General features: G+C 51.5%; 14 protein-coding genes. 6 read left to right on the forward strand and 8 right to left on the reverse strand.

Annotated features, from left to right (window positions below; translation table 11 throughout):
- Positions 1-51 precede the first annotated feature (51 nt).
- Entirely contained in the window at positions 52-606 is a 555-nt protein-coding gene (gene rrtA, locus NV375_RS06500) for a rhombosortase (protein ID WP_258807377.1), read from the reverse strand.
- A 79-nt stretch (positions 607-685) separates the two neighbouring features.
- On the reverse strand, positions 686-1618 hold the full coding sequence (gene mdh / locus NV375_RS06505; protein WP_258807378.1) for a malate dehydrogenase: 933 nt from the start codon (positions 1616-1618) through the stop codon (positions 686-688).
- 179 nt (positions 1619-1797) lie between these two features.
- On the opposite strand from mdh, the gene argR reads away from it, so the two are divergent.
- Entirely contained in the window at positions 1798-2265 is a 468-nt protein-coding gene (gene argR, locus NV375_RS06510) for a transcriptional regulator ArgR (protein ID WP_258807379.1), read from the forward strand.
- Between the two features lie 121 nt (positions 2266-2386).
- On the opposite strand, the gene NV375_RS06515 is transcribed toward argR, so the two are convergent.
- Positions 2387-3307, reverse strand: a complete 921-nt coding sequence (locus tag NV375_RS06515; RefSeq protein WP_258807380.1) for a Dyp-type peroxidase — start codon at positions 3305-3307, stop codon at positions 2387-2389.
- A gap of 136 nt (positions 3308-3443) precedes the next feature.
- Here NV375_RS06515 and NV375_RS06520 point away from each other — a divergent pair, with 136 nt between their 5' ends.
- Positions 3444-5231 carry a DUF885 family protein gene (locus tag NV375_RS06520; protein ID WP_258807381.1) on the forward strand — a complete coding sequence of 596 codons (1788 nt, stop codon included), beginning with the start codon at positions 3444-3446 and terminating at the stop codon, positions 5229-5231.
- A gap of 93 nt (positions 5232-5324) precedes the next feature.
- Here the strand turns inward: NV375_RS06520 and NV375_RS06525 are convergent, their stop codons facing one another.
- Positions 5325-5702 (reverse strand): DUF4870 domain-containing protein, encoded by a 378-nt coding sequence (locus tag NV375_RS06525; RefSeq protein ID WP_258807382.1) that lies wholly within the window; start codon positions 5700-5702, stop codon positions 5325-5327.
- A gap of 117 nt (positions 5703-5819) precedes the next feature.
- Between NV375_RS06525 and NV375_RS06530 the strand changes: the two genes are divergently transcribed.
- Positions 5820-6734 carry a tubulin--tyrosine ligase family protein gene (locus NV375_RS06530; protein WP_258807383.1) on the forward strand — a complete coding sequence of 305 codons (915 nt, stop codon included), beginning with the start codon at positions 5820-5822 and terminating at the stop codon, positions 6732-6734.
- A 123-nt stretch (positions 6735-6857) separates the two neighbouring features.
- On the opposite strand, the gene acnB is transcribed toward NV375_RS06530, so the two are convergent.
- On the reverse strand, positions 6858-9446 hold the full coding sequence (gene acnB / locus NV375_RS06535) for a bifunctional aconitate hydratase 2/2-methylisocitrate dehydratase (protein WP_258807385.1): 2589 nt from the start codon (positions 9444-9446) through the stop codon (positions 6858-6860).
- Positions 9447-9710: 264 nt separating this feature from the next.
- Between acnB and NV375_RS06540 the strand changes: the two genes are divergently transcribed.
- Positions 9711-10106, forward strand: a complete 396-nt coding sequence (locus NV375_RS06540) for a hypothetical protein (protein ID WP_258807386.1) — start codon at positions 9711-9713, stop codon at positions 10104-10106.
- On the opposite strand, the gene NV375_RS06545 is transcribed toward NV375_RS06540, so the two are convergent.
- Positions 10084-10992, reverse strand: coding sequence for a LysR family transcriptional regulator (locus tag NV375_RS06545; RefSeq protein WP_258807387.1), 909 nt, complete (start codon positions 10990-10992; stop codon positions 10084-10086). The two genes, NV375_RS06540 and NV375_RS06545, sit on opposite strands and share 23 nt — an antisense overlap.
- Before the next feature lie 247 nt (positions 10993-11239).
- Between NV375_RS06545 and NV375_RS06550 the strand changes: the two genes are divergently transcribed.
- Together NV375_RS06550 and NV375_RS06555 are read left to right on the forward strand one after the other, a co-directional pair.
- On the forward strand, positions 11240-12319 hold the full coding sequence (locus NV375_RS06550; protein WP_258807388.1) for an efflux RND transporter periplasmic adaptor subunit: 1080 nt from the start codon (positions 11240-11242) through the stop codon (positions 12317-12319).
- A complete protein-coding gene (locus NV375_RS06555; protein WP_258807389.1) occupies positions 12319-15396 on the forward strand; it encodes an efflux RND transporter permease subunit in 3078 nt (1025 codons plus the stop codon). Before NV375_RS06550 ends, NV375_RS06555 begins: the two co-directional genes overlap by 1 nt.
- Before the next feature lie 2 nt (positions 15397-15398).
- Here the strand turns inward: NV375_RS06555 and NV375_RS06560 are convergent, their stop codons facing one another.
- Positions 15399-18518, reverse strand: a complete 3120-nt coding sequence (locus tag NV375_RS06560) for an efflux RND transporter permease subunit (RefSeq protein ID WP_258807390.1) — start codon at positions 18516-18518, stop codon at positions 15399-15401.
- Complete coding sequence (locus NV375_RS06565; RefSeq protein ID WP_258807391.1) at positions 18508-19794, reverse strand: efflux RND transporter periplasmic adaptor subunit; 1287 nt, start codon at positions 19792-19794, stop codon at positions 18508-18510. The genes NV375_RS06560 and NV375_RS06565 overlap by 11 nt, the downstream gene beginning before the upstream one ends.
- Positions 19795-19811: the final 17 nt, after the last annotated feature.

A 19811-nucleotide genomic window follows, 5' to 3' on the forward strand; every position in this document is an offset into this window, starting at 1 on the left:
AAACAACCTGTTATAGACATTAGTCGAATATTTAATGCGGTTCATCGACAATCAAAGTGAGTGTTTGGGCCTGAGGAATGCAATAATAGAACCTACTAGCGCGCCGCCAATATGCGCATTGACAGCTACGCCGGTGGCGTACTGGGGGTAGAGAAGATCAAGAATAAGTTTTGCGATAAGCGCAACAAGCACAAGGCTACCGATAAATTTGCGTTGGCGGAGCTCAATGACGCCACTGTAGGCAAAGAGGCCATAAAGCGTGCCCGAGAAGCCCCCAAACACACTAAACTCGCCGTTAAATACCCATTCTGCTAATGAGCTGACCAGCATAACCAAGGGTAGCAAAAGCCAATAACGCTTACGGGGGACACTTTCGGCGAATAGCGCCCACCACAGCAGAATACCGCCCAGATTGAGCGCTAAATGTGACCAACTGTGGTGCAGCAACTGCGCGCTGAAGAGTGTATACCAATGAAAGTCGGTACGAGAGAGTAACAAGGTTTGCCGCACATCGGCTGGCAACAACATCGCGCCAGCTAAGATGGCCGCTACTACCAACGGAGGAATGACATAAGTTGGCGACAGCGGTAGTTGTAATCGAAACACCTTGTGTACACTCCAAAAAAAACGCTGGGAAAGGAAATCCTAACCCAGCGTTCGCTATCTTTACAGTATTGCCGTCGTCTTATTTAACGAAGTCCAAGCCTGTTTGGATGTCGCCTTTCAGGCCGTCGAGCATTGCTGCTTTGGCTTTTTCTTCAAAAGCGCTCAGCTCGCCATACGGTAGAATCTCTTCGATACCGTTTTTACCTAAACGTACTGGGTGAGCAAAGAACAACGCGTCGTTACCGTCGGTTTCAACGTAAGTGCACTCGACCACGCTGTTGTCGCCTTCAAGTGCTTTCACGAGTGACAAGCAGAAACGTGCTGCAGCTTGGCCCATAGAAAGGGTTGCCGAGCCGCCGCCAGCTTTGGCTTCAACAACTTCGGTGCCAGCATTCTGGATGCGATGGGTCAATTGTTCGATTTGCTCGTCTGTGAAGCTCAAACCGGTTTGTGACAGCAATGGCAAGATGGTCGTGCCGCTGTGGCCGCCGATAACTGGAACTTGCACTTCTGCTGGGTTCTTACCGTGGATTTCAGCAACAAAAGTTTCCGCACGGATCACGTCAAGAGTGGTGACACCGAACAATTTGTTTTTGTTGTAAACGCCTTTTTTCTCGAGTACGCGCTTGGCGATCGCCACAGTGGTGTTCACTGGGTTAGTGATGATACCAATGCAAGCGTTCGGGCAGTTGTCTGCGATAGCTTCAACCAAGTTCGCAACGATACCAGCGTTAATGTTGAACAGGTCAGAACGATCCATACCTGGCTTACGCGGCACGCCCGCTGGGATGAGCACGATGTCAGCACCAACCAACGCTGGAGCAAGGTCATCTTTACCGTAACCTTTAACGTTAACGGCAGTTGGGATGTGGCTGAGATCAACAGCAACACCTGGTACTACCGGCGCTACGTCGTACAGCGCCAACTCAGATCCAGCAGGTAATTGGGTTTTCAAAAGTAATGATAGTGCTTGGCCGATTCCGCCAGCTGCACCTAAAACTGCAACTTTCATCTCAGACTCCATCCAGTTGTTGGGTTGGGGAAAATTTTGGTGCCGAAAGACTACTGCAAAACCGCCGAAATTACAACCAAGATGGCGCTGGCTAGGCGTTTTGGCGCAAGTGCGATAGACTGTCTTTTGATTTACGAAAGGGTTCGATAGATAACAATAACAAGAGGCGGCGACGGAACATGGCTAGTGCGAAATCTGATGCAATGATCGAGACCTTCAAGGGCTTGTTGAAAGAGGAACGCTATGGCTCGCAAAGCGAGATTGTAGATGCGATGAAGGCCCGCGGCCACGACAACATCAGCCAGTCAAAAGTCTCACGTTTGCTATCAAAATATGGTGCCGTTCGTACCCGTAATGCGCGTCAAGAAATGGTCTATTGCTTACCTGCCGAACTTGGTATTCCATCGACCCGCGCACCATTATCCCAGCTTGTTTTAGATATTCAGCACAATGATGTGATGGTGATTATTCGTACTTCACCCGGAGCGGCGCAGCTGATTGCCCGATTGCTGGATTCGGTCGGGAAAAAAGAAGGCGTACTGGGAACGATTGCCGGTGACGACACCATTTTTATCGCACCAGTAAAGGTTGTCGATATCGACTTTACCCTGCAGAAAGTCCGCGAGCTGTTTGAAAGTGTTGGGTAGCCCGTGGTTCTACCACGGGTCCAACCTGACATTTCAACGATGTACGTTCAATTCGACAGACCCCGTGGTAGAACCACGGGCTACCACATTCCCGCATTGACCACCGTCAAAATGGTTGGGTTTATGCAAACCGATTCAAAAAGTCGACCGAAGGCACAAAGTACGCGGCATTGGTGACCGCCTCGGTGTAATCTAGCAGCGGGTCATAATCGCCACTGTCATCTTCGTAATAGCGTTGCTTAAGCCAGCGCACCACATCCAGCGGCCGCGCAGTGAAATACATTGCCAGCAAGCCCTGCTCACGCATATCGCCCCACGGCATATTCTGCCGCAACATCTGCAATGGCTGCTCTTGCTCATCTTGCATCTTCGCCTTCTGCGCATGCGTCACCATATGCAAACCCGCTTCGCTAATCTTCTCGCCGGTGAGCTTTTTGCGGCCAATCACAAACTCTTGCATTTCTTGCGTCATTTGCTCCCAGCGGCGTAAGTCATGACGGAACTTTTGCACGAACAAATAGCTACCATTGGCAAACACCGCATCGTCGTCGGCATGAATCAACGCCAACTGCCGGCGGCGAATACCGCGTGGATTTTCCGGTGCATCAATGAAGCCGGTTAGATCACGGCCATCCATAAAGCGAAACGTCGGGATCTGCTCGATCAACTCAACATCATGACCTAACCATTCAAGGATAGTGCGAGCGCTATGGTAGTTAACGTCAAAACGGTCCGACCTTAACGTCAGCAGCAAGTCCACCGGTTCTCGCGGCGCTTGCCGGTCACCATCACGCAAGTCAGGAAACTGCCCAAGTTGCGGCGGCCGGTCATGCGGATACAACGTATCCCAGTAATCGCTACCAACAGCCACGTAGCCACTTAGTAAAGCTTCCGAAAAACGTTCATCAAGCTCGTCAAAAAGTGCTGGAATACGGGCAAGCTTGCGGCGCATGTTACTAACGTCTTCATTCATGACGTTAAGTAACAAGGTCAGGCCGTGCAAATTCGGTTCGGCATAAATGCCTTTTTGCGCTTGTGCCATGCGTATTCCTTTTTCGCTGTTCGTGGAATGCAGTCGACTGGTCGCAAGGTTGTTGCGCTTGCGCCTCACTGGCATACAATGGTTTTCAGTTTAGCAAATATTTTACGAAAAAAATCATAAATTAAGCGGAGTTATTATGGGTGCTTCACAGCGTTTTACAACTACATTAGTGGCTGCTTCACTAGCCATGTTTTTGGGCGGCTGTGCCGCGACTTCAAGCCCTACCTCTAGTGGCAGTAATACTACAGCCGTCGAGGCGGTCAGCGAAGATGCGCGCTTTACCGAGGTTGCCACCCGAGTGTGGGAAGGCATGCAAAATCCGGTGGGTAGTGAGGACTCCGACGCCAGCCTACCAGCAATGACTCCTGAGGCTCTCGCCGCTCGTGCGGAACAGCAACGCGGCTGGTTAAATGAACTGCAAGCCATCAATACCTCAGCATTATCGCGCCAAGAGTACATTAACTGGCGGATGCTTACCTATCGTCTACAAAACGATGTCGACGCCTACGATTTTAACGAACATTACATGCCGTTAAATGCTGAAGGTGGCTTCCATAGTTCATTGTCGTTTATGGTGCGCAATACCGCGTTGCGTAGCTATGAAGATTATCAAAACTACGTCGCCAAATTAGGCACTATTCCTCGCTACATGGCAGAGCAAACCGCTTGGCTAGAACGCGGCTTAGCTGAAGGCTACACCCAGCCACGCGCTTCAATGGAAGGCTTTGAAGACAGTATCGCTGCCTTCATCGTGCAATCCCCAGAAGAAAGCGTGTTCTATGAGCCCCTGCAAACGCAACCGAACTTTATCAATGATGAACAGTGGGCGGCGTTACAAGCTTCTGCTGCACAAGTTATTGATGAACAAGTGATTCCAGCTTATCAAGACTATTTCGATTTTATGGTGATGGAGTACTTGCCAAACTGTCGCGAAACCATCGGTGCTTCGTTTTTGCCGAATGGGGATGCCTACTACCAGAATCGTATTGAGCACTTTACGACGTTGGCGTTAACGCCTGAAGAGATCCATGAGCGAGGCTTGACTGAAGTCGCTCGTATTCGTAACGAGATGATGCAGGTTATTGAAACAACTGGATTTGAAGGTGATTTTGACGCTTTCGTTGAGTTCTTGCGGACAGATCCACAATTTTATCCAGAGACTGCCGAAGAACTACTCAAAGAAGCTTCTTATATTTCTAAGCGCATGGACGGTGAGCTACCGAAGTTTTTTAAGCTGTTACCGCGTCAGCCTTATGGGGTTGCTCCGGTACCTGCGGAAATCGCACCGAAATATACCACCGGACGCTACGCGGGTACTTCGCGCGATGACCGTGCTAGCTTCTATTGGGTGAATACCTATGCCCTAGACCGTCGTCCGCTGTATCAATTGGAAGCCTTAACCTTGCATGAAGCAGTGCCTGGCCACCATTTGCAAAATGCCTTGGCACGTGAAATGGAAGGTGTGCCTTCGTATCGCCAACAAACCTACATTTCGGCTTTCGGTGAAGGCTGGGGCTTGTACTCGGAGTGGTTGGGGTTAGAAGCGGGCTTTTATCAAGACCCGTACAGCAACTTTGGTCGCTTAAGTTACGAAATGTGGCGCGCCGCGCGCTTAGTAGTGGATACTGGTATGCACTCAATGGGTTGGTGCCGCGAAAAAGCCATGGATTTTATGGCCTCGAATACGGCGTTGAGCCTACATAATGTGCGCACCGAAATCGATCGCTACATCACTTGGCCAGGCCAAGCATTATCGTACAAACTCGGGGAAATGTTGATTCGCTCATTACGTCGCGAAGCCGAGGAAACCTTGGGTGGCAAATTTGACCTGCGCGAATTCCATTATCAAGTACTGAAAAATGGCAGCATCCCGCTCGACGTCCTTGAAACCGAAATCCGCAACTGGATTGATTCGCAGTTATAAAAGATGGTGCTGTTGACTACTAACAAAGGGCCCAGGCGAGCGAACACTCGTCTGGGCCTTTCTGATCGAGGCTTTCTGATAGTAACGACCGATTTAAACGCGGAAAAACTTAATCGTCAGCGGATAGTTTTGAATGATGCCGTCGTTAGCGCGAATCGCACCAATAATTGCGAAGACAATGTGACAGATACCGAGCGCAATCAGTATTAAAATACCAATTCCCACGAAGACAAGAATAACGCCGATAATGCCCCAGATAAACGCTGAGATAATCCAGTTAAAGACGACCTTACCGTGCGCATCAATGTAGGCGCTCTCATCTTTTTTAATTAACCACATCACCAATGGCGCGATGAAACCTGCGAAAGGAATGATATAGCCAAGGAACTGTGACAGGTGTAGTAGCATTGCGAAAGTACGTTCGTCTTTACTTGGTCCGGTAATCACCGTCGTCTCTTGTACGTTTTCCATCGTTAATTTCCTTTTATTTATTTTATTTATATCAATTTTATGTAGGAACGTTCTATTGCTTGACGCCGTATTATTGCCTAGCATGTTGGATTATTGTCCATAGAGCAATAGTAAAATATGACTGCCCAACCAAAAATTATTGTCAATCGAGCAGGCAATATTGTTGACGCTGCATTTACTAAAATAGCAGGCAAACTTTTATTTTTCTCGTACCTTCGCCCATTTAGTTATTGGGACAATTATTACGGAGAACATGCCGAAATAACGAACGATTTTTTTCGATTGCTTCATTACCCAACGATTCAAGAGCATGATGATAAAGGTAATATTGCCCGAAAGGTTACAGCGTTAGGCATCGGCGGACTCTTCCCTGCAACGTATTTTTCTACCAGCGACGCGCTTAACTCTGCGGATGCGCATGAAAAGATTTGGTTTATTAAACCAACTTACTCAACCAGTGGCAAAGGCATTCAATGCCTCACCTATGAAGACCTGAAAACCTTCGAGCTACCCCGCAGTCATATTATTCAAGAACAAGTCATAAATATCGAATTAGTGAACGAACGCAAGTACACCGCACGTGCGTATGTGTTTGTCTTTGATAAAAAAGTCTATCTCTATGACGATGGCTTTGTGATGATTCATGGGGTGCCCTATGCTCCGAATGCCACCGACTCACTAACCCAGGTCGAGCACGGCGGGTACGCAGATCCAGATGGCGCAGTAAAAATGATGCGCATGTCTGAATTACCTCACTTTTCTAAAAAGACTGAAAAGTTGAAAAAAGCCATGCAAACATTAAAGCCTGTTATCGCCAATTTTATCGAGGCAAGTTCAGCTACCGAGTATGGATTACTGGGGATTGATTTACTATTCGACAAAAACCACAAGCCCACGCTGATTGAGCTCAATGCTAAAGCAAATTTTGTCCACACCGACCTGATCAATGCTTCGCTTAACGTGCCATTTTTCGCCGCAGTGTTAAGCACGCTCTACACCAATTCACCTGATCCCAAATTCACTCAGGTATAACCCCAGAATAGCGTTGCTACCCTCTTCTTTAATTCGAACACAACAAGCGAGCACAAAAAAAGCGCGACCTTAGGTCGCGCTTTATGCTTAAAATAGTATAACTAATATATCTATGTCGATATATTAAGCAACTTCAATGGTCGGAATAATGTTCTGCTTCGCAGCATCTTCTGCCGCACGGAAGTCCGCCATTTGGTCGAAGTTCAAGTATTTATAAACTTCGCCCGCCATCGAGTTGATGTCGGCTGCGTATTCCATGTATTCCGCAGGTGTTGGCAGCTTGCCTAAAATCGCGCCGACTGCAGCAAGTTCTGCTGAGGTCAGGTAAACATTGGCACCATCACCTAAACGGTTGGGGAAGTTACGCGTCGACGTCGACAATACGGTCGCGCCAGCTTCAACTCGTGCTTGGTTACCCATACACAATGAACAACCTGGCATTTCGGTACGCACGCCGTTGTTCGCGTAGATGTTGTAGTAACCTTCTTCACGCAATTGCGCTTCGTCCATCTTCGTCGGTGGCGCAATCCACAAACGGGTATTCAGCTCGTCAGAGTTCTTCTCGAGCAGTTTACCTGCCGCACGGAAGTGACCGATGTTGGTCATGCACGAACCGATAAAGACTTCGTCGACTTTATCGCCCGCGACTTCGCTCAAGAACTTCGCGTCGTCTGGGTCGTTCGGGCAGCACACGATCGGCTCTTTAATGTCAGCCAAATCGATTTCAATCACTTCAGCGTACTCGGCATCAGCATCAGCACGCATCAGTGATGGGTTGGCCAACCACTCTTCCATTTTACGCGCACGGCGCTCAAGGGTACGTGCATCGCCGTAACCTTCGTTGATCATCCAACGCAACATGGTGATGTTTGAACGCAAGTACTCTGCCACCGATTCTTCTGACAAGTTGATGGTACAACCCGCAGCTGAACGCTCGGCTGAAGCGTCAGAAAGTTCGAACGCTTGCTCAACGGTCAGATGATCAAGGCCTTCGATTTCAAGAATACGGCCCGAGAAGGCATTCTTCTTGCCACGCTTTTCAACGGTCAATAGGCCTTCTTTAATCGCGAACGCAGGAATCGCATGCACCAAGTCACGTAACGTGATACCTGGCTGCATTTCGCCTTTGAAACGTACCAGTACCGATTCCGGCATATCCAATGGCATAACGCCTGTAGCCGCTGCGAAAGCAACCAAACCTGAACCTGCTGGGAACGAGATCCCCAACGGGAAGCGCGTGTGCGAGTCACCGCCAGTACCAACGGTGTCTGGCAACAACATACGGTTCAACCAGCTGTGGATAATGCCGTCACCTGGACGCAACGAAACACCGCCACGATTCATGATGAAGTCTGGCAGGGTGTGCTGCGTGTCGATGTCCACTGGCTTCGGATACGCCGCCGTGTGACAGAACGACTGCATGGTTAAGTCAGCCGTAAAGCCTAAACACGCCAAGTCTTTCAGTTCATCACGGGTCATTGGGCCGGTGGTGTCCTGTGAACCAACGGTGGTCATCTTCGGTTCACAGTAAGTGCCTGGACGGACACCTTCCATACCACAGGCTTTACCGACCATCTTCTGCGCCAAGGTGAAGCCTTTGCCAGAATCAACTGGCTGCTCAGGCTTCAAGAACAAGTCCGAAGGACCCATACCTAAAGCTTCGCGCGCTTTTTCCGTCAAACCACGACCGATGATCAGGTTGATACGACCGCCAGCACGCACTTCGTCAAGAATCACGCGTGATGCGTAGTCGTACTCAGCGATCACTTCGCCCGCTTCGTTTTCGATTTTACCCGCGTACGGATAAATGGTGATCACGTCACCCATGTTCATTTTTTCAACGTCGGCTTCAAATACCAACGCGCCAGCGTCTTTCATGGTGTTGAAGAAGATCGGTGCAACTTTGCCACCAATACAGATACCGCCAGCACGCTTGTTTGGCGTACCTGGCATGTCTTCGCCGATGTACCACAACACTGAGTTGGTTGCTGACTTACGTGAAGAACCGGTGCCTACAACATCACCAACGAAAGCTACTGGATGACCCTTTTCTTTCAATTCTTCGATTTGCTTAGCGGCGTCGGTAACACCTTCGCGCGGCATTTTGTACATTGCTTTGGCGTGCAGCGGAATGTCAGGGCGCGACCAAGCATCAGGTGCAGGAGACAAGTCGTCAGTGTTGGTCTCGCCAGTAACTTTAAATACGGTGGCTTTGATTTGCTCTGGCATTTCGTTGCGACCCGTGAACCATTCACCTGCCGCCCACGATTCCACAACTTCTTTCGCCAGCGCGTTGCCCGCTTTCATTTTTTCTTCAACGTCGTGGAAGGCGTCGAACATCAACAAGGTGTGCTTGAGTTCGTAGGCTGCTAGCTCGCCTAACTCGGCGTCGTCTAACAAATCAACCAAGGTCACGATGTTGTAGCCGCCGTGCATATTGCCTAGCAACTTCACCGCATCTTGCTTGCTGATCACCGGACAAGAAACTTCGCCCTTAACGATGGCTGATAAAAAGCCAGCTTTCACATAAGCTGCTTCATCAACGCCTGGAGGCACGCGCTCAGATAACAATTCAACCAAGAATTGCTCTTCGCCAGCCGGTGGGTTTTTCAATAATTCGACGAGATCAGCGACTTGCTCTGGAGTTAACGGCTTCGGTGGGATGCCTTCAGCAGCGCGCTCTTCAACATGCTTACGATAGTCTTGCAGCACAGATTACCTCTACTTTGCTATGCGAGTGAAACTTGGGGGTGTTAATTTTGGGCGCAATTATAGGGGTTTTGCCGGGCAATTAAAATTCATACAGCGACATAAAGCATAATCTTTGGCATAAACACCATGAATATTCTGTACCCCGTGGTTCTACCACGGGTGACACATCTGGTTACACTTGGTGACGAAAAAAGATGCAGCTGACATAAACCTTTCACACTTCGCGGCTATCTTAATAGGTAGGTCAAACGGGGGGACCTAACTATGAAAACACTCACCAACAAAGTAGTAAAAACCTTATGTACCGCTGCTCTAGTGTTCGGCTTTAGCGCCAGCGCTATGGCAAATACCGCGAGCGAGCAAGATGCGCCACGTCAACCAACAGTGAAAGCGCAACAAGTGTATAAGTACACTTACCAAGTAGAAAATTTTGCTGGCAGTATCGCGCAGGATATTCAAATCATGCAAGACGATCTGATGGCCGACCTTATTGTCAGTCGTGACGCCGATGTCGCCGCGGCACTGGCTCGCACCGGAGTCGAGTTGCAAGGCTATGCGCTGCTCGCTAGCGCCAGCGAAGCGACAAAGAAAGTGAGCTCGTGGGGTGTCGACGCCATCACCACGTTGTTGCCAAGCTTCAAAGCACGCGCGTATTTGTAAGCGAGGCGTCACTGAAATGGCGCCAAATAAGCTCTTCCGCTGGACCGGCAATACGTTCAGCGGAGCGGACAAGGTGAACTTCTAAGTTCACATGGGTCATAAAGCCCGGAATATCGATGCGTTCAAGCGCATGGCGTTGTAGTGCGTCACCAACCAAGTCGCCGGGAATGATGCCCCAGCCCATGCCTGCCAGCAATAACTCGCGTTGCGTAATCGAATCATTCACGCGAATCCGTTGCTGGCCCGGCATGCGCATAATTTTATCCAGATCAATACCGATGTCTTGATCCTGCGGGATCAGCATGGGCATTTCCAACAGGTCATGGCGCTGCAAGTCAGTTAGCGCGAGCCCTTTTAGGAGCGCCGGAGCGCACACCACTAACAGTTCAAAAGGCCGTACGCGGACCGTTTCAAAGTCGCCATGCTGACGAAAAATTGGCAACCACGGACACAATGCTAGCTCTGCCTCACCTTCGCGAATACGGCGCAAGGCGCGCAACTGCGAATCGCCGCTAAGCAGTAATTCGGTTGCAGGGTAAGCCTCCTGCACCTTTTTCATCGCGTCAAACAGCACCGACGGCGCACAGGTATAGTCGTAGGTGATCCGTAGTTGCGGTTCGGCGCCCGTTTGCAATTGCGCGGCCAAGGAATGCAAGCGTTGCTGTTGCTTCACCACCTCGCGCGCTTGGCGCAGAAACTGTCGCCCGCGTGGCGATAACGTCAGGCGATAGCCACTGCGGTCAAACAGCGGAAACCCGACATCATCCTCAAGGTTCTTCAACGCCATACTGACGGCCGCTTGGGTACGGTGCATGCGTTCGGAAACACCTTGGACGGACCCGGTTTCGGCGAGTAATACCAGCATTTCTAACTGACTTAGTTTCATGGTTATTCCCGAGGGCGTTGTTTGCTGTTCGTTGTTGTTTGGGTAGCCCGTGGTTCTACCACGGGGGATGCCGAATTGAACGGGCATGGTTGAAACGTCAGGTGTGACCCGTGGTAGAACCACGGGGTACAAACCTATTAAACGTTTCTTATGCTCTTTTTAATTTTTATTCAGTATTACTTTACATTTTTACCCGCTAAACTTACAAGCATTGAATTTCATCGCTCAACCAATGAAGGGGAAGCTCATGGTCCGTAGCTTATTAATGTTGCTCAGCGCGCTCGCGCTGACAGCTTGTAGCGAAGCACCCGCGCAGCAGGAAGCTGCAACAACGGTGCAACCGGTCAAATTATTCACGGTCGGCAGCAACGATAGCGAGCGCTTTCGCGAATTTCCCGCCGTCATCGAAGCCGCCCAAGTGGCACAGGTGGCGTTCCGCGTAGCGGGCGAAATTACCGAATTCCCAGGGCAACCTGGGGTACAAGTGAAGCAAGGCGATTTGATCGCTAAACTCGATCCGACCGACTATCAACTGGTGGTTGATCAAGCCCAAGCACGCTATGAACTGGCCAACGCGCAATTCCAACGCACCAAGAACCTTGTCGATGAAGGCGTGATCTCCCCGCAGCAGTTTGATGAAGTCAAAGCCAACCTCGAGGTATCGCGAGCGAATCTTGAAACCGCCAAAACCAATCTTAACTACACTGAATTACGCGCCCCTTTCGCTGGTACCATCGCTCATATTTTCGTCGAGAAACATGAAACCGTGCAGCCGCAACGCCCTATCGCCACCTTGCAAATGGACGATGCCATCGACATTAGCATCAATGTGCCCGAACAGCTGTTTGCAAGGGTTCAACGCCGCACCGACTATCAACCAGAAGTACGTTTTACCGCGCAACCGGAACGCACTTATAAGGCCCAACTGAAAGAGTGGGACTCCACCGCTGATCCTGCGACCAACACGTACAAAGTCGTATTCACCATGCCGACGCCGCAAGACTTTAATGTCTTACCCGGTATGTCAGCTGTTGTGCGCGTCGATTCCGCGGCGGTTTCAAACGCGCCAGCACAGGGCGTCTATGTCCCCACCAGTGCAGTGTTTTCGGAACTCACTGAATCCCAACAAGCGCAACCCAAAGTGTGGGTGTACGATGCCGAACGTCAGCAGGTGCAACAACGTAGCATCACCACCGGTAGCGTCACCGGTAGCTCCATTGAAGTGATTGACGGCTTACGCGAAGGCGAACAAATTGTCGTCGCTGGGGTGCATGCCCTGCAGAACGGTCAAAAAGTTCGCCCTTGGGTGAAGGAGCGAGGTCTGTAATGGATATCGCACGTTTTAGTATTCGGCGCAGCACCACCAGTTGGATGTTGTTGCTTCTGCTGTTCATTGGCGGTGTGTTAGCACTTACCAACATTGGTCGCCTCGAAGATCCAGAGTTTACCCTGAAAAAAGCAATGGTCATTACCACCTACCCCGGCGCTACTGCACAACAGGTTGAAGAAGAGGTCACCTACCGCCTCGAAAATGCCATTCAAGAACTGGGGAACATCGATCACGTCAGCTCGATTTCGAAACCTGGCTTGAGCCAAATTACCGTGGATATGAAGACCACCTTGCGCGCTGATGACATGCCGCAAATTTGGGATGAGCTACGCCGTAAAGTGAATGACGTGACGCGCCGGTTGCCGCCGGGCGCTGGACAGCCGATGGTGCGCGATGATTTCGCCGACGTCTATGGCATCATGCTGGCGATTACTGGCGCTGGCTACAACTACGATGACATCAAAGACTACACGGACTTTTTGCGCCGCGAATTGGTGCTGGTCGACGGTGTTGGCAAAGTCACCGTAGCTGGCGAACAACAAGAACAAGTTATTGTTGAGATCTCGCGCAATAAGCTGGCGAATTTTGGCATTGCCCCGCAACAGGTCATCAACTTGCTGCAAACCCAAAATGCCGTTAGCGATGCTGGCCGCGTGCTCAGCGGTGGCGAGCGTATTCGCCTACACACCACTGGCGAGTTTGATAAGGTCGAAGACCTCGCCAACCTGATGATCAGCAATCCCGGCGCCAACGAACGCATTCTCTTGAAAGACGTGGCGACCGTCGCCCGCGATTACCAAGAGATCCCAGGCCACTTGGTACGTTTTAATGGCGAGCCTTCGCTATGGCTGGGCATTTCATTTGCTCCCGATGTGAACGTGGTTGAAGTTGGCCAGCGCGTCGAACACCGCCTGCAAGAGCTCAAATACGCACAACCGGTCGGTATGCAATGGGATTACATCTACAACCAGCCGGCGGAAGTCGACGCATCGGTGCAAAACTTCCTGCTGAACTTGGCCGAAGCGGTGGCAATTGTCGTCGTCGCCCTGCTGTTGACCATGGGCTTACGCAGCGGCGTGCTGATTGGCGGTGTTTTGCTCATTACCGTACTCGGCAGCTTTATATTTATGTATTTACTCGATATTCAGCTACAACGGGTATCGCTCGGCGCGTTGATCATTGCATTAGGGATGCTGGTCGATAACGCCATTGTCATTGCCGAAGGTATGTTGGTCGGTGTGCGACGTGGATTGTCGCGCATCCAAGCCGCCAGCGTCATTGTGCAACAAAACATCTGGCCGCTGTTAGGTGCCACCGCAGTTGCGGTCATCGCCTTTGCGCCCATCGGCTTATCCAAAGATGCCAGTGGCGAGTATGCGAACTCATTATTCTGGGTGCTGTTTATCTCGTTGTTGTTGAGCTGGTTCACCGCGATTACGCTTACCCCGTTTTTAGGTAATATTCTCTACCGCCGCGATGCCCGCGCACGGAGTGCCAAAGAGCAACCTGAAGATGACGATCACGTCTATCAACACTGGGTATTTCGTGGCTATCGACGTTTTCTGCATGTTTTTCTTAACTGGCGTAAGACCACCATGCTGGCCATGCTCGCCCTGCTAGTTTTAGCTGGCGTCGGCTTTACCACCATCAAGCAATCGTTCTTTCCGCCTTCGACAACACCGATGCTGTTTGTTGACGTATGGTATCCACAAGGCACGGATATTCGGAGCACGGCAGAGCAAGTCGCCGAGCTGGAAGACTACCTAAAACAGCAACACCCTGAACTCACTTATGTCGCCAGTACCATCGGTCAAGGTGCGCCGCGGTTTACCCTCACCTACATGGTCGAAAAGTCCTACGAAAGTTACGCCCAATTGATTTTACGTGCCGACAACAATGAGCAACTGCGGCAAATCGATCAGGCCCTCACGGACTACATCCAACAGCAGCAGCCCGACGTCGAATTTAAAATGAAGCCGGTCGAAATGGGGCCGTCGCAGACAGCAAAAATCGAAGCCCGCTTTAGTGGCCCCGATCCGCAAGTGCTGCATCAATTGGCCGCACAGGCCGAAGCCATCATGACGCAAGACAAAGGAGTGTATAACCTCCGCAACGATTGGCGACAACGGACCAAAGTATTACAACCGGAGTTTAATGAGGCTGCGGCGCGGCGCCTCGGCATCACCAAAGCCGATGTGAATGATGTTCTGAAGCGCAACTTTAGTGGACAAACGGTTGGGGTGTTCCGCGATGGCACGGAGCTATTACCTATCGTGGTGCAAGCCCCACTTGAAGAACGCCGCGAAATTGCCGATTGGCACGAATTGCAGGTGTATTCGCAAGCCTTACAGCGCACGATTCCACTCGCACAAGTGGTCAACGACATGCAGCTCGTCGCTGAAGACCATCTTATTTTGCGCCGTGATCGTAAGCGAACCCTCACGGTGATGGCGGATCACGATATCTTTGGCGAAGAAACCGCGGCGATGGTGCTGGAACGTATTCGTCCAGAAATTGAAGCGATTCCCCTACCGACCGGCTACCAACTTGAATGGGGCGGCGAGTTCGAGGCGTCGAAAAAAGCCACCGGCGCCATTTTCCAAGCGCTACCTTTTGCCTTCGTCGTGATGTTCATTATCACCGTGCTATTGTTTAGCTCGATTCGTCAGGCAGGCGTGCTGTGGACCACCGTACCGTTAAGCATTATCGGGGTAACCCTCGGCTTAGCGTTAACCGGACAGCCTTTTGGTTTCATGGCCTTACTTGGCTTCTTAAGTCTAAGCGGCATGTTGATCAAAAACGGCGTGGTATTGCTCGAACAAATTCGCGTTGAACTTGCCGCCGGTAAGCCCGCGCTGCAAGCATTAGAAGACGCAGCCGTAAGCCGTGTGCGGCCAGTTATGATGGCAGCGGTAACCACCATTGTCGGTATGATCCCGCTGCTATTTGATGACTTTTTTGTCAGTATGGCGGTGGTCATCATGTTCGGCCTTGGCTTTGCCACCTTGCTGACACTCGTGGTCGTGCCGGTGATGTACGCGCTGGTCATGCGCGTACCTCACCACAAAGCCTAAACTTAGTCGTTCAGTTGGCGGCGGTGCCACAAGTAATACACCGCCGGCAACACGAAGAGCGACAGCAACGGTGCCAGAATCATCCCACCAATCATTGGTGCGGCAATACGCTGCATCACTTCGCTACCCGTGCCTTGGGTCAACATGATCGGCAACAAACCTGCCACGATGGTAATGACCGTCATCGCTTTCGGTCGTACCCGCAACACTGCCCCTTCTTCGATAGCATCATAGAGCGTAGCTTGTGTGCGTTCCTTGCGCGCATGCCAGGCATTGTTCAGATACAGCAGCATCACCACGCCAAACTCGGCGGCAACACCGGCCAAGGCAATCATCCCCACGCCAACAGCAATCGACAGGTTGTAACCTAACCACCAAATAAACCACAGACTACCGGTCAAAGCCAACGGTAGGGTCGCCATGATCAGCAACGCCTGTTTAAACGAGCGGAAGGTCAAATAGAGCAAGACCAAAATGACCGCCAGCGTTGCGGGGACCACCTGTTGCAGCTTCGCTTTAACCCGTTCCATCGACTCGTATTGCCCCGACCACGACAACGAATAACGCGCCGGTAGATCATAGTCAGCCAGTGCTGGCTCGGCAGCAGCAATCACGTCGCCCACGGGCGTGCCAGCGTCAACGTCAATAAACACCCAGCCCGTAGGCCGCGCATTCTCACTGCGGATCATCGCTGGACCATCGGTCACTTGTACATCGGCCACTTGTTCTAACGTGACCCAAGCACCATTGGCGCTCAGCAACGGCAGCTGCTTAATGCGCTCAACATGATCACGTAACTGACGTGGGTAGCGTAAGGTGATGGGATACCGCTCGGTGCCTTCAATGGTTTCGGCAATTTGCGCGCCACCAATGGCAAACTGAATCAAACGTTGAATACTGGCTTGGTCAATGCCGTAACGCGCTGCTTCAGCAAGGCGCGGACGAATCTCTAAATAGCGTCCGGCAGCAGGGCGTTCCGCAAACACCGAAGCCACGCCAGGTAGATTCGATAGCCGCTCTTCAAGGTCACTACCGATGCGCTGAATTTCGCTCAATTCAGGCCCCGCAATCTTCAAGCCCAACGGCGTTTTTAAGCCCGTTGAGAGCATATCAATGCGAGTTTTAATCGGTTGCACCCAAGCGTTGGTAATACCCGGCACATTGACCGTCGCATCTAGCTCGGCAATGATATCTTGCAGCGTTACCCCTTCACGCCACTCGCTCTCGGGCTTCAACTGAATGGTCGTTTCCAGCATGGTCAGCGGTGCTGGATCGGTGGCGGTATCCGCCCGCCCAGTTTTACCAAACACCCGTTCCACTTCGGGCACCTGCTTGATCAGACGGTCGGTCCGTTGCAAGAGCTCAGCAACCGCGCCAGGACTGATGCCTGGCAAGGTGGTTGGCATGTACAGCAAATCACCTTCTTGCATGGTGGGCATGAATTCACTTCCCATTTTTGACAACGGATAGTAACCACTCACTGTCACCAGCACAGCAATCAAAATAACCGTTTTCGGCATTTTCAGCACGCCGTGCAAGAACGGACGATACAACCAAATCAAAACACGGGTCAGCGGATTACGTTCTTCACTGATGATTTTTCCACGCACGAAATAGCCCATCAGCACTGGCACTAGCGTCACTGCCAAGAGGGCTGCGGCAGCCATTGCGAAGGTTTTGGTGTAGGCCAATGGTGAGAACAAACGCCCTTCTTGTGCTTCCAGCGAAAACACCGGCACAAAACTCAAGGTAATGATTAACAGCGATAAAAACAGTGCTGGCCCCACTTCCACCGTGGCATTACGGATCAAACGCCAGTGCTCTGCCCCTTTGGCTTCTGTACCGTGTTCTTCGCGATAATGCTGTAGATGTTTATGGGCATTTTCAACCATCACAATGGCCGCATCGACGAGTGCGCCAATGGCGATGGCAATACCGCCAAGGCTCATAATGTTGGCATTAATCCCCAGCCAACGCATGACAATAAAGCTCATCAACACCGCAAGCGGGAGCGTGATAATCACGACCAACGCCGAGCGCACATGCAACAAGAACAACACGATGACGAGCCCAACGAAGACCATTTCTTCAATCAGCTTGGTGGTCAGGTTATCCACCGCGCGATGAATCAAATCCGACCGATCGTAAGTCGGCACAATCTCAACGCCTTCAGGCAAACCTTGTTGCAGGGTTTTCAGCTTATCGCGAACCCGTTCGATGGTCGCCAAAGCGTTCTCGCCATGGCGCATCACCACAATACCGCCGACCACTTCGCCTTCGCCGTTGAGCTCAGCAATGCCACGACGACTTTCTGGGCCGCGGCGCACGGTCGCAACATCAGCGAGAGTTATCGCGTTACCCGCAGCACTGCGCACCGGCAATGGCAAGTCGCGCAAGTCATCCAACGACTGAAGGTAACCGGTGCCACGCACCATATATTCAGCTTCGGCCATTTCGACAATACCACCGCCGACTTCTTGGTTGGCACTGGTAATGGTATTGCGAACTTGTTCCAAGGTCAGTCCATAACTTTGCAGCCGATAAGGGTCAATCACGACTTGGTAGGCTTGCACCATGCCACCGACCGTCGCCACCTCGGCAACGCCGGCAACACTTTGCAACTCTTGTTTTAAGAACCAATCTTGCAGACTGGTGAGCTCACCCAAATGGCGCTCGCCAGTACGATCCACTAATGCATACTGAAACACCCAACCGACGCCACTGGCGTCTGGTCCTAAACGCGGTGTAACACCGGCGGGCAGACGCTCAGCGGCTTGATTTAAATACTCCAAGACGCGGCTACGCGCCCAATAGATGTCGGTGCCCTCTTCGAACAAGATGTACAGATAGGAATCGCCGAAAAACGAAAACCCGCGCACTTCGGTCGAACCAGGTACCGCCAACATCAGATTCGCCAACGGCCACGTCACCTGTTCTTCGACTAACTGCGGTGCTTGCCCAGGGTATGGGGTTTTCACAATCACTTGAACGTCGGATAGATCGGGAATCGCATCCAGTGGTGTGCTACTCATCGCGCGCCAGCCAAACCAAGCCGCAAACAGCGCGGCAATCAGCACCAGCATGCGATTGCCCAAACTCCAATCAATAATTTTAGTGAGCATGCGCGCCTCCGCTAGCTGGCTGTTCGCCACCCATGCGGCTGGCTTTTAGGCTCGCCTCAGAATCCAGCAAGAACTGACCAGAAGTGACGACTTTCTCGCCCTCCTCAAGGCCATGCATGATTTCCGCTTCATCCCCCACAATGAGTCCCACATGCACGTCACGTTGCTCGAAAGTGTCACCAGCGGTTTGCACCACCACGCGATTACTCGTTCCGGTCAGAATAAGCGCACTCACCGGCACCGCTAAGACATCCCGTTTCGGTCCGCCATAGAGTTCAACTTGCGCTTGCATACCCACTTGAATCTCGGTGGCAGCAATCCCTTGCGGCAGCTTGATGCGGACGCGTTGCGTCTTCGACTGCGGATCAAGCTCAGGGTAAATATAATCAATTTCGGTCTCGTAAGCGTTCAGTCCTGCCTGCGGTAACGTTACATCAGCAGGTGCTTGCGGACGCAGCCAATCGCTATAGCGCTCCGGCACGTCGGCGATGAGCCATGCACTGTCATCACCGGTCAAGGTAAGCAACTCGGAGCCGGGCTCCACGTACATGCCCTCGGCCACGTTCAATGCGGTGACCACACCAGAGTGTTGGGCGTACACTGGGAGCCGGTAAAAGATCTCTTGAGATTTTTCCAGTTGCGCCACTTGTTCGGCGTTAAAACCGAGCAACTCAAGACGCAAACGGCCATCACGAAGTAACCGTTTCGATTGTTGTGGGGTCAAAGTATCGACGGCATCGAGCGCTTGCAAAAAGTCCTGCTGCGCCACCACTAGCTCTTTACTGTAGATGCTGTAGAGCGCATCGCCTTTGGCAACCTGTTGGCCCTCGCTGCGCACAAACAACTCTTCTAGCCAACCGGACGCACGCGGATGGATGTGCCAACGTGCGTTGTCGTTCCACTGCACCGTTGCCAAGGTCGGTAGATAACGCCAAAGCGTTGTACGTTCAACTGTAGCGGTGGTAATGCCAAGGTTTTGTTGCATCTGTCCGCTGATTTGCACATTGACTTCCATCGTCGGCTTTTGCGGCTCTAAATCCATGCCGCAAATTGGGCAGGTGCCAGGCTCGTCGCGGACGATATGACTGTGCATTGGGCAAACATACTGCACTTCGTCAGTACTGTCTTGGTCACCCTGAAGCTGTTGCTCCGCTGGGGTCAATTGGTGGTCATCAGTACCGTGCTGGCTGTGATCTTGTGCGTGAGCACTCTGCGCTAAAACATTAACGACCAGTAACAGGGCCAACAGCCCAACCATCCATCGTGATAAAAACATACATTACTCCTGCAATA

It is taken from the genome of Pseudidiomarina sp. CB1 (assembly GCF_024752025.1).
GTDB lineage: Bacteria > Pseudomonadota > Gammaproteobacteria > Enterobacterales > Alteromonadaceae > Pseudidiomarina.

Bases quoted from the DNA above. Each gene is read 5' to 3' on its own strand.
- NV375_RS06550 (WP_258807388.1), top strand. From the start codon at position 11,240: ATGGTCCGTAGCTTATTAATGTTGCTCAGCGCGCTCGCGCTGACAGCT.
- NV375_RS06520 (WP_258807381.1), top strand. From the start codon at position 3,444: ATGGGTGCTTCACAGCGTTTTACAACTACATTAGTGGCTGCTTCACTA.
- NV375_RS06545 (WP_258807387.1), bottom strand. From the start codon at position 10,992: ATGAAACTAAGTCAGTTAGAAATGCTGGTATTACTCGCCGAAACCGGG.
- NV375_RS06555 (WP_258807389.1), top strand. From the start codon at position 12,319: ATGGATATCGCACGTTTTAGTATTCGGCGCAGCACCACCAGTTGGATG.
- NV375_RS06540 (WP_258807386.1), top strand. From the start codon at position 9,711: ATGAAAACACTCACCAACAAAGTAGTAAAAACCTTATGTACCGCTGCT.
- NV375_RS06515 (WP_258807380.1), bottom strand. From the start codon at position 3,307: ATGGCACAAGCGCAAAAAGGCATTTATGCCGAACCGAATTTGCACGGC.
- argR (WP_258807379.1), top strand. From the start codon at position 1,798: ATGGCTAGTGCGAAATCTGATGCAATGATCGAGACCTTCAAGGGCTTG.
- NV375_RS06525 (WP_258807382.1), bottom strand. From the start codon at position 5,702: ATGGAAAACGTACAAGAGACGACGGTGATTACCGGACCAAGTAAAGAC.
- NV375_RS06565 (WP_258807391.1), bottom strand. From the start codon at position 19,794: ATGTTTTTATCACGATGGATGGTTGGGCTGTTGGCCCTGTTACTGGTC.
- mdh (WP_258807378.1), bottom strand. From the start codon at position 1,618: ATGAAAGTTGCAGTTTTAGGTGCAGCTGGCGGAATCGGCCAAGCACTA.
- NV375_RS06560 (WP_258807390.1), bottom strand. From the start codon at position 18,518: ATGCTCACTAAAATTATTGATTGGAGTTTGGGCAATCGCATGCTGGTG.
- NV375_RS06530 (WP_258807383.1), top strand. From the start codon at position 5,820: ATGACTGCCCAACCAAAAATTATTGTCAATCGAGCAGGCAATATTGTT.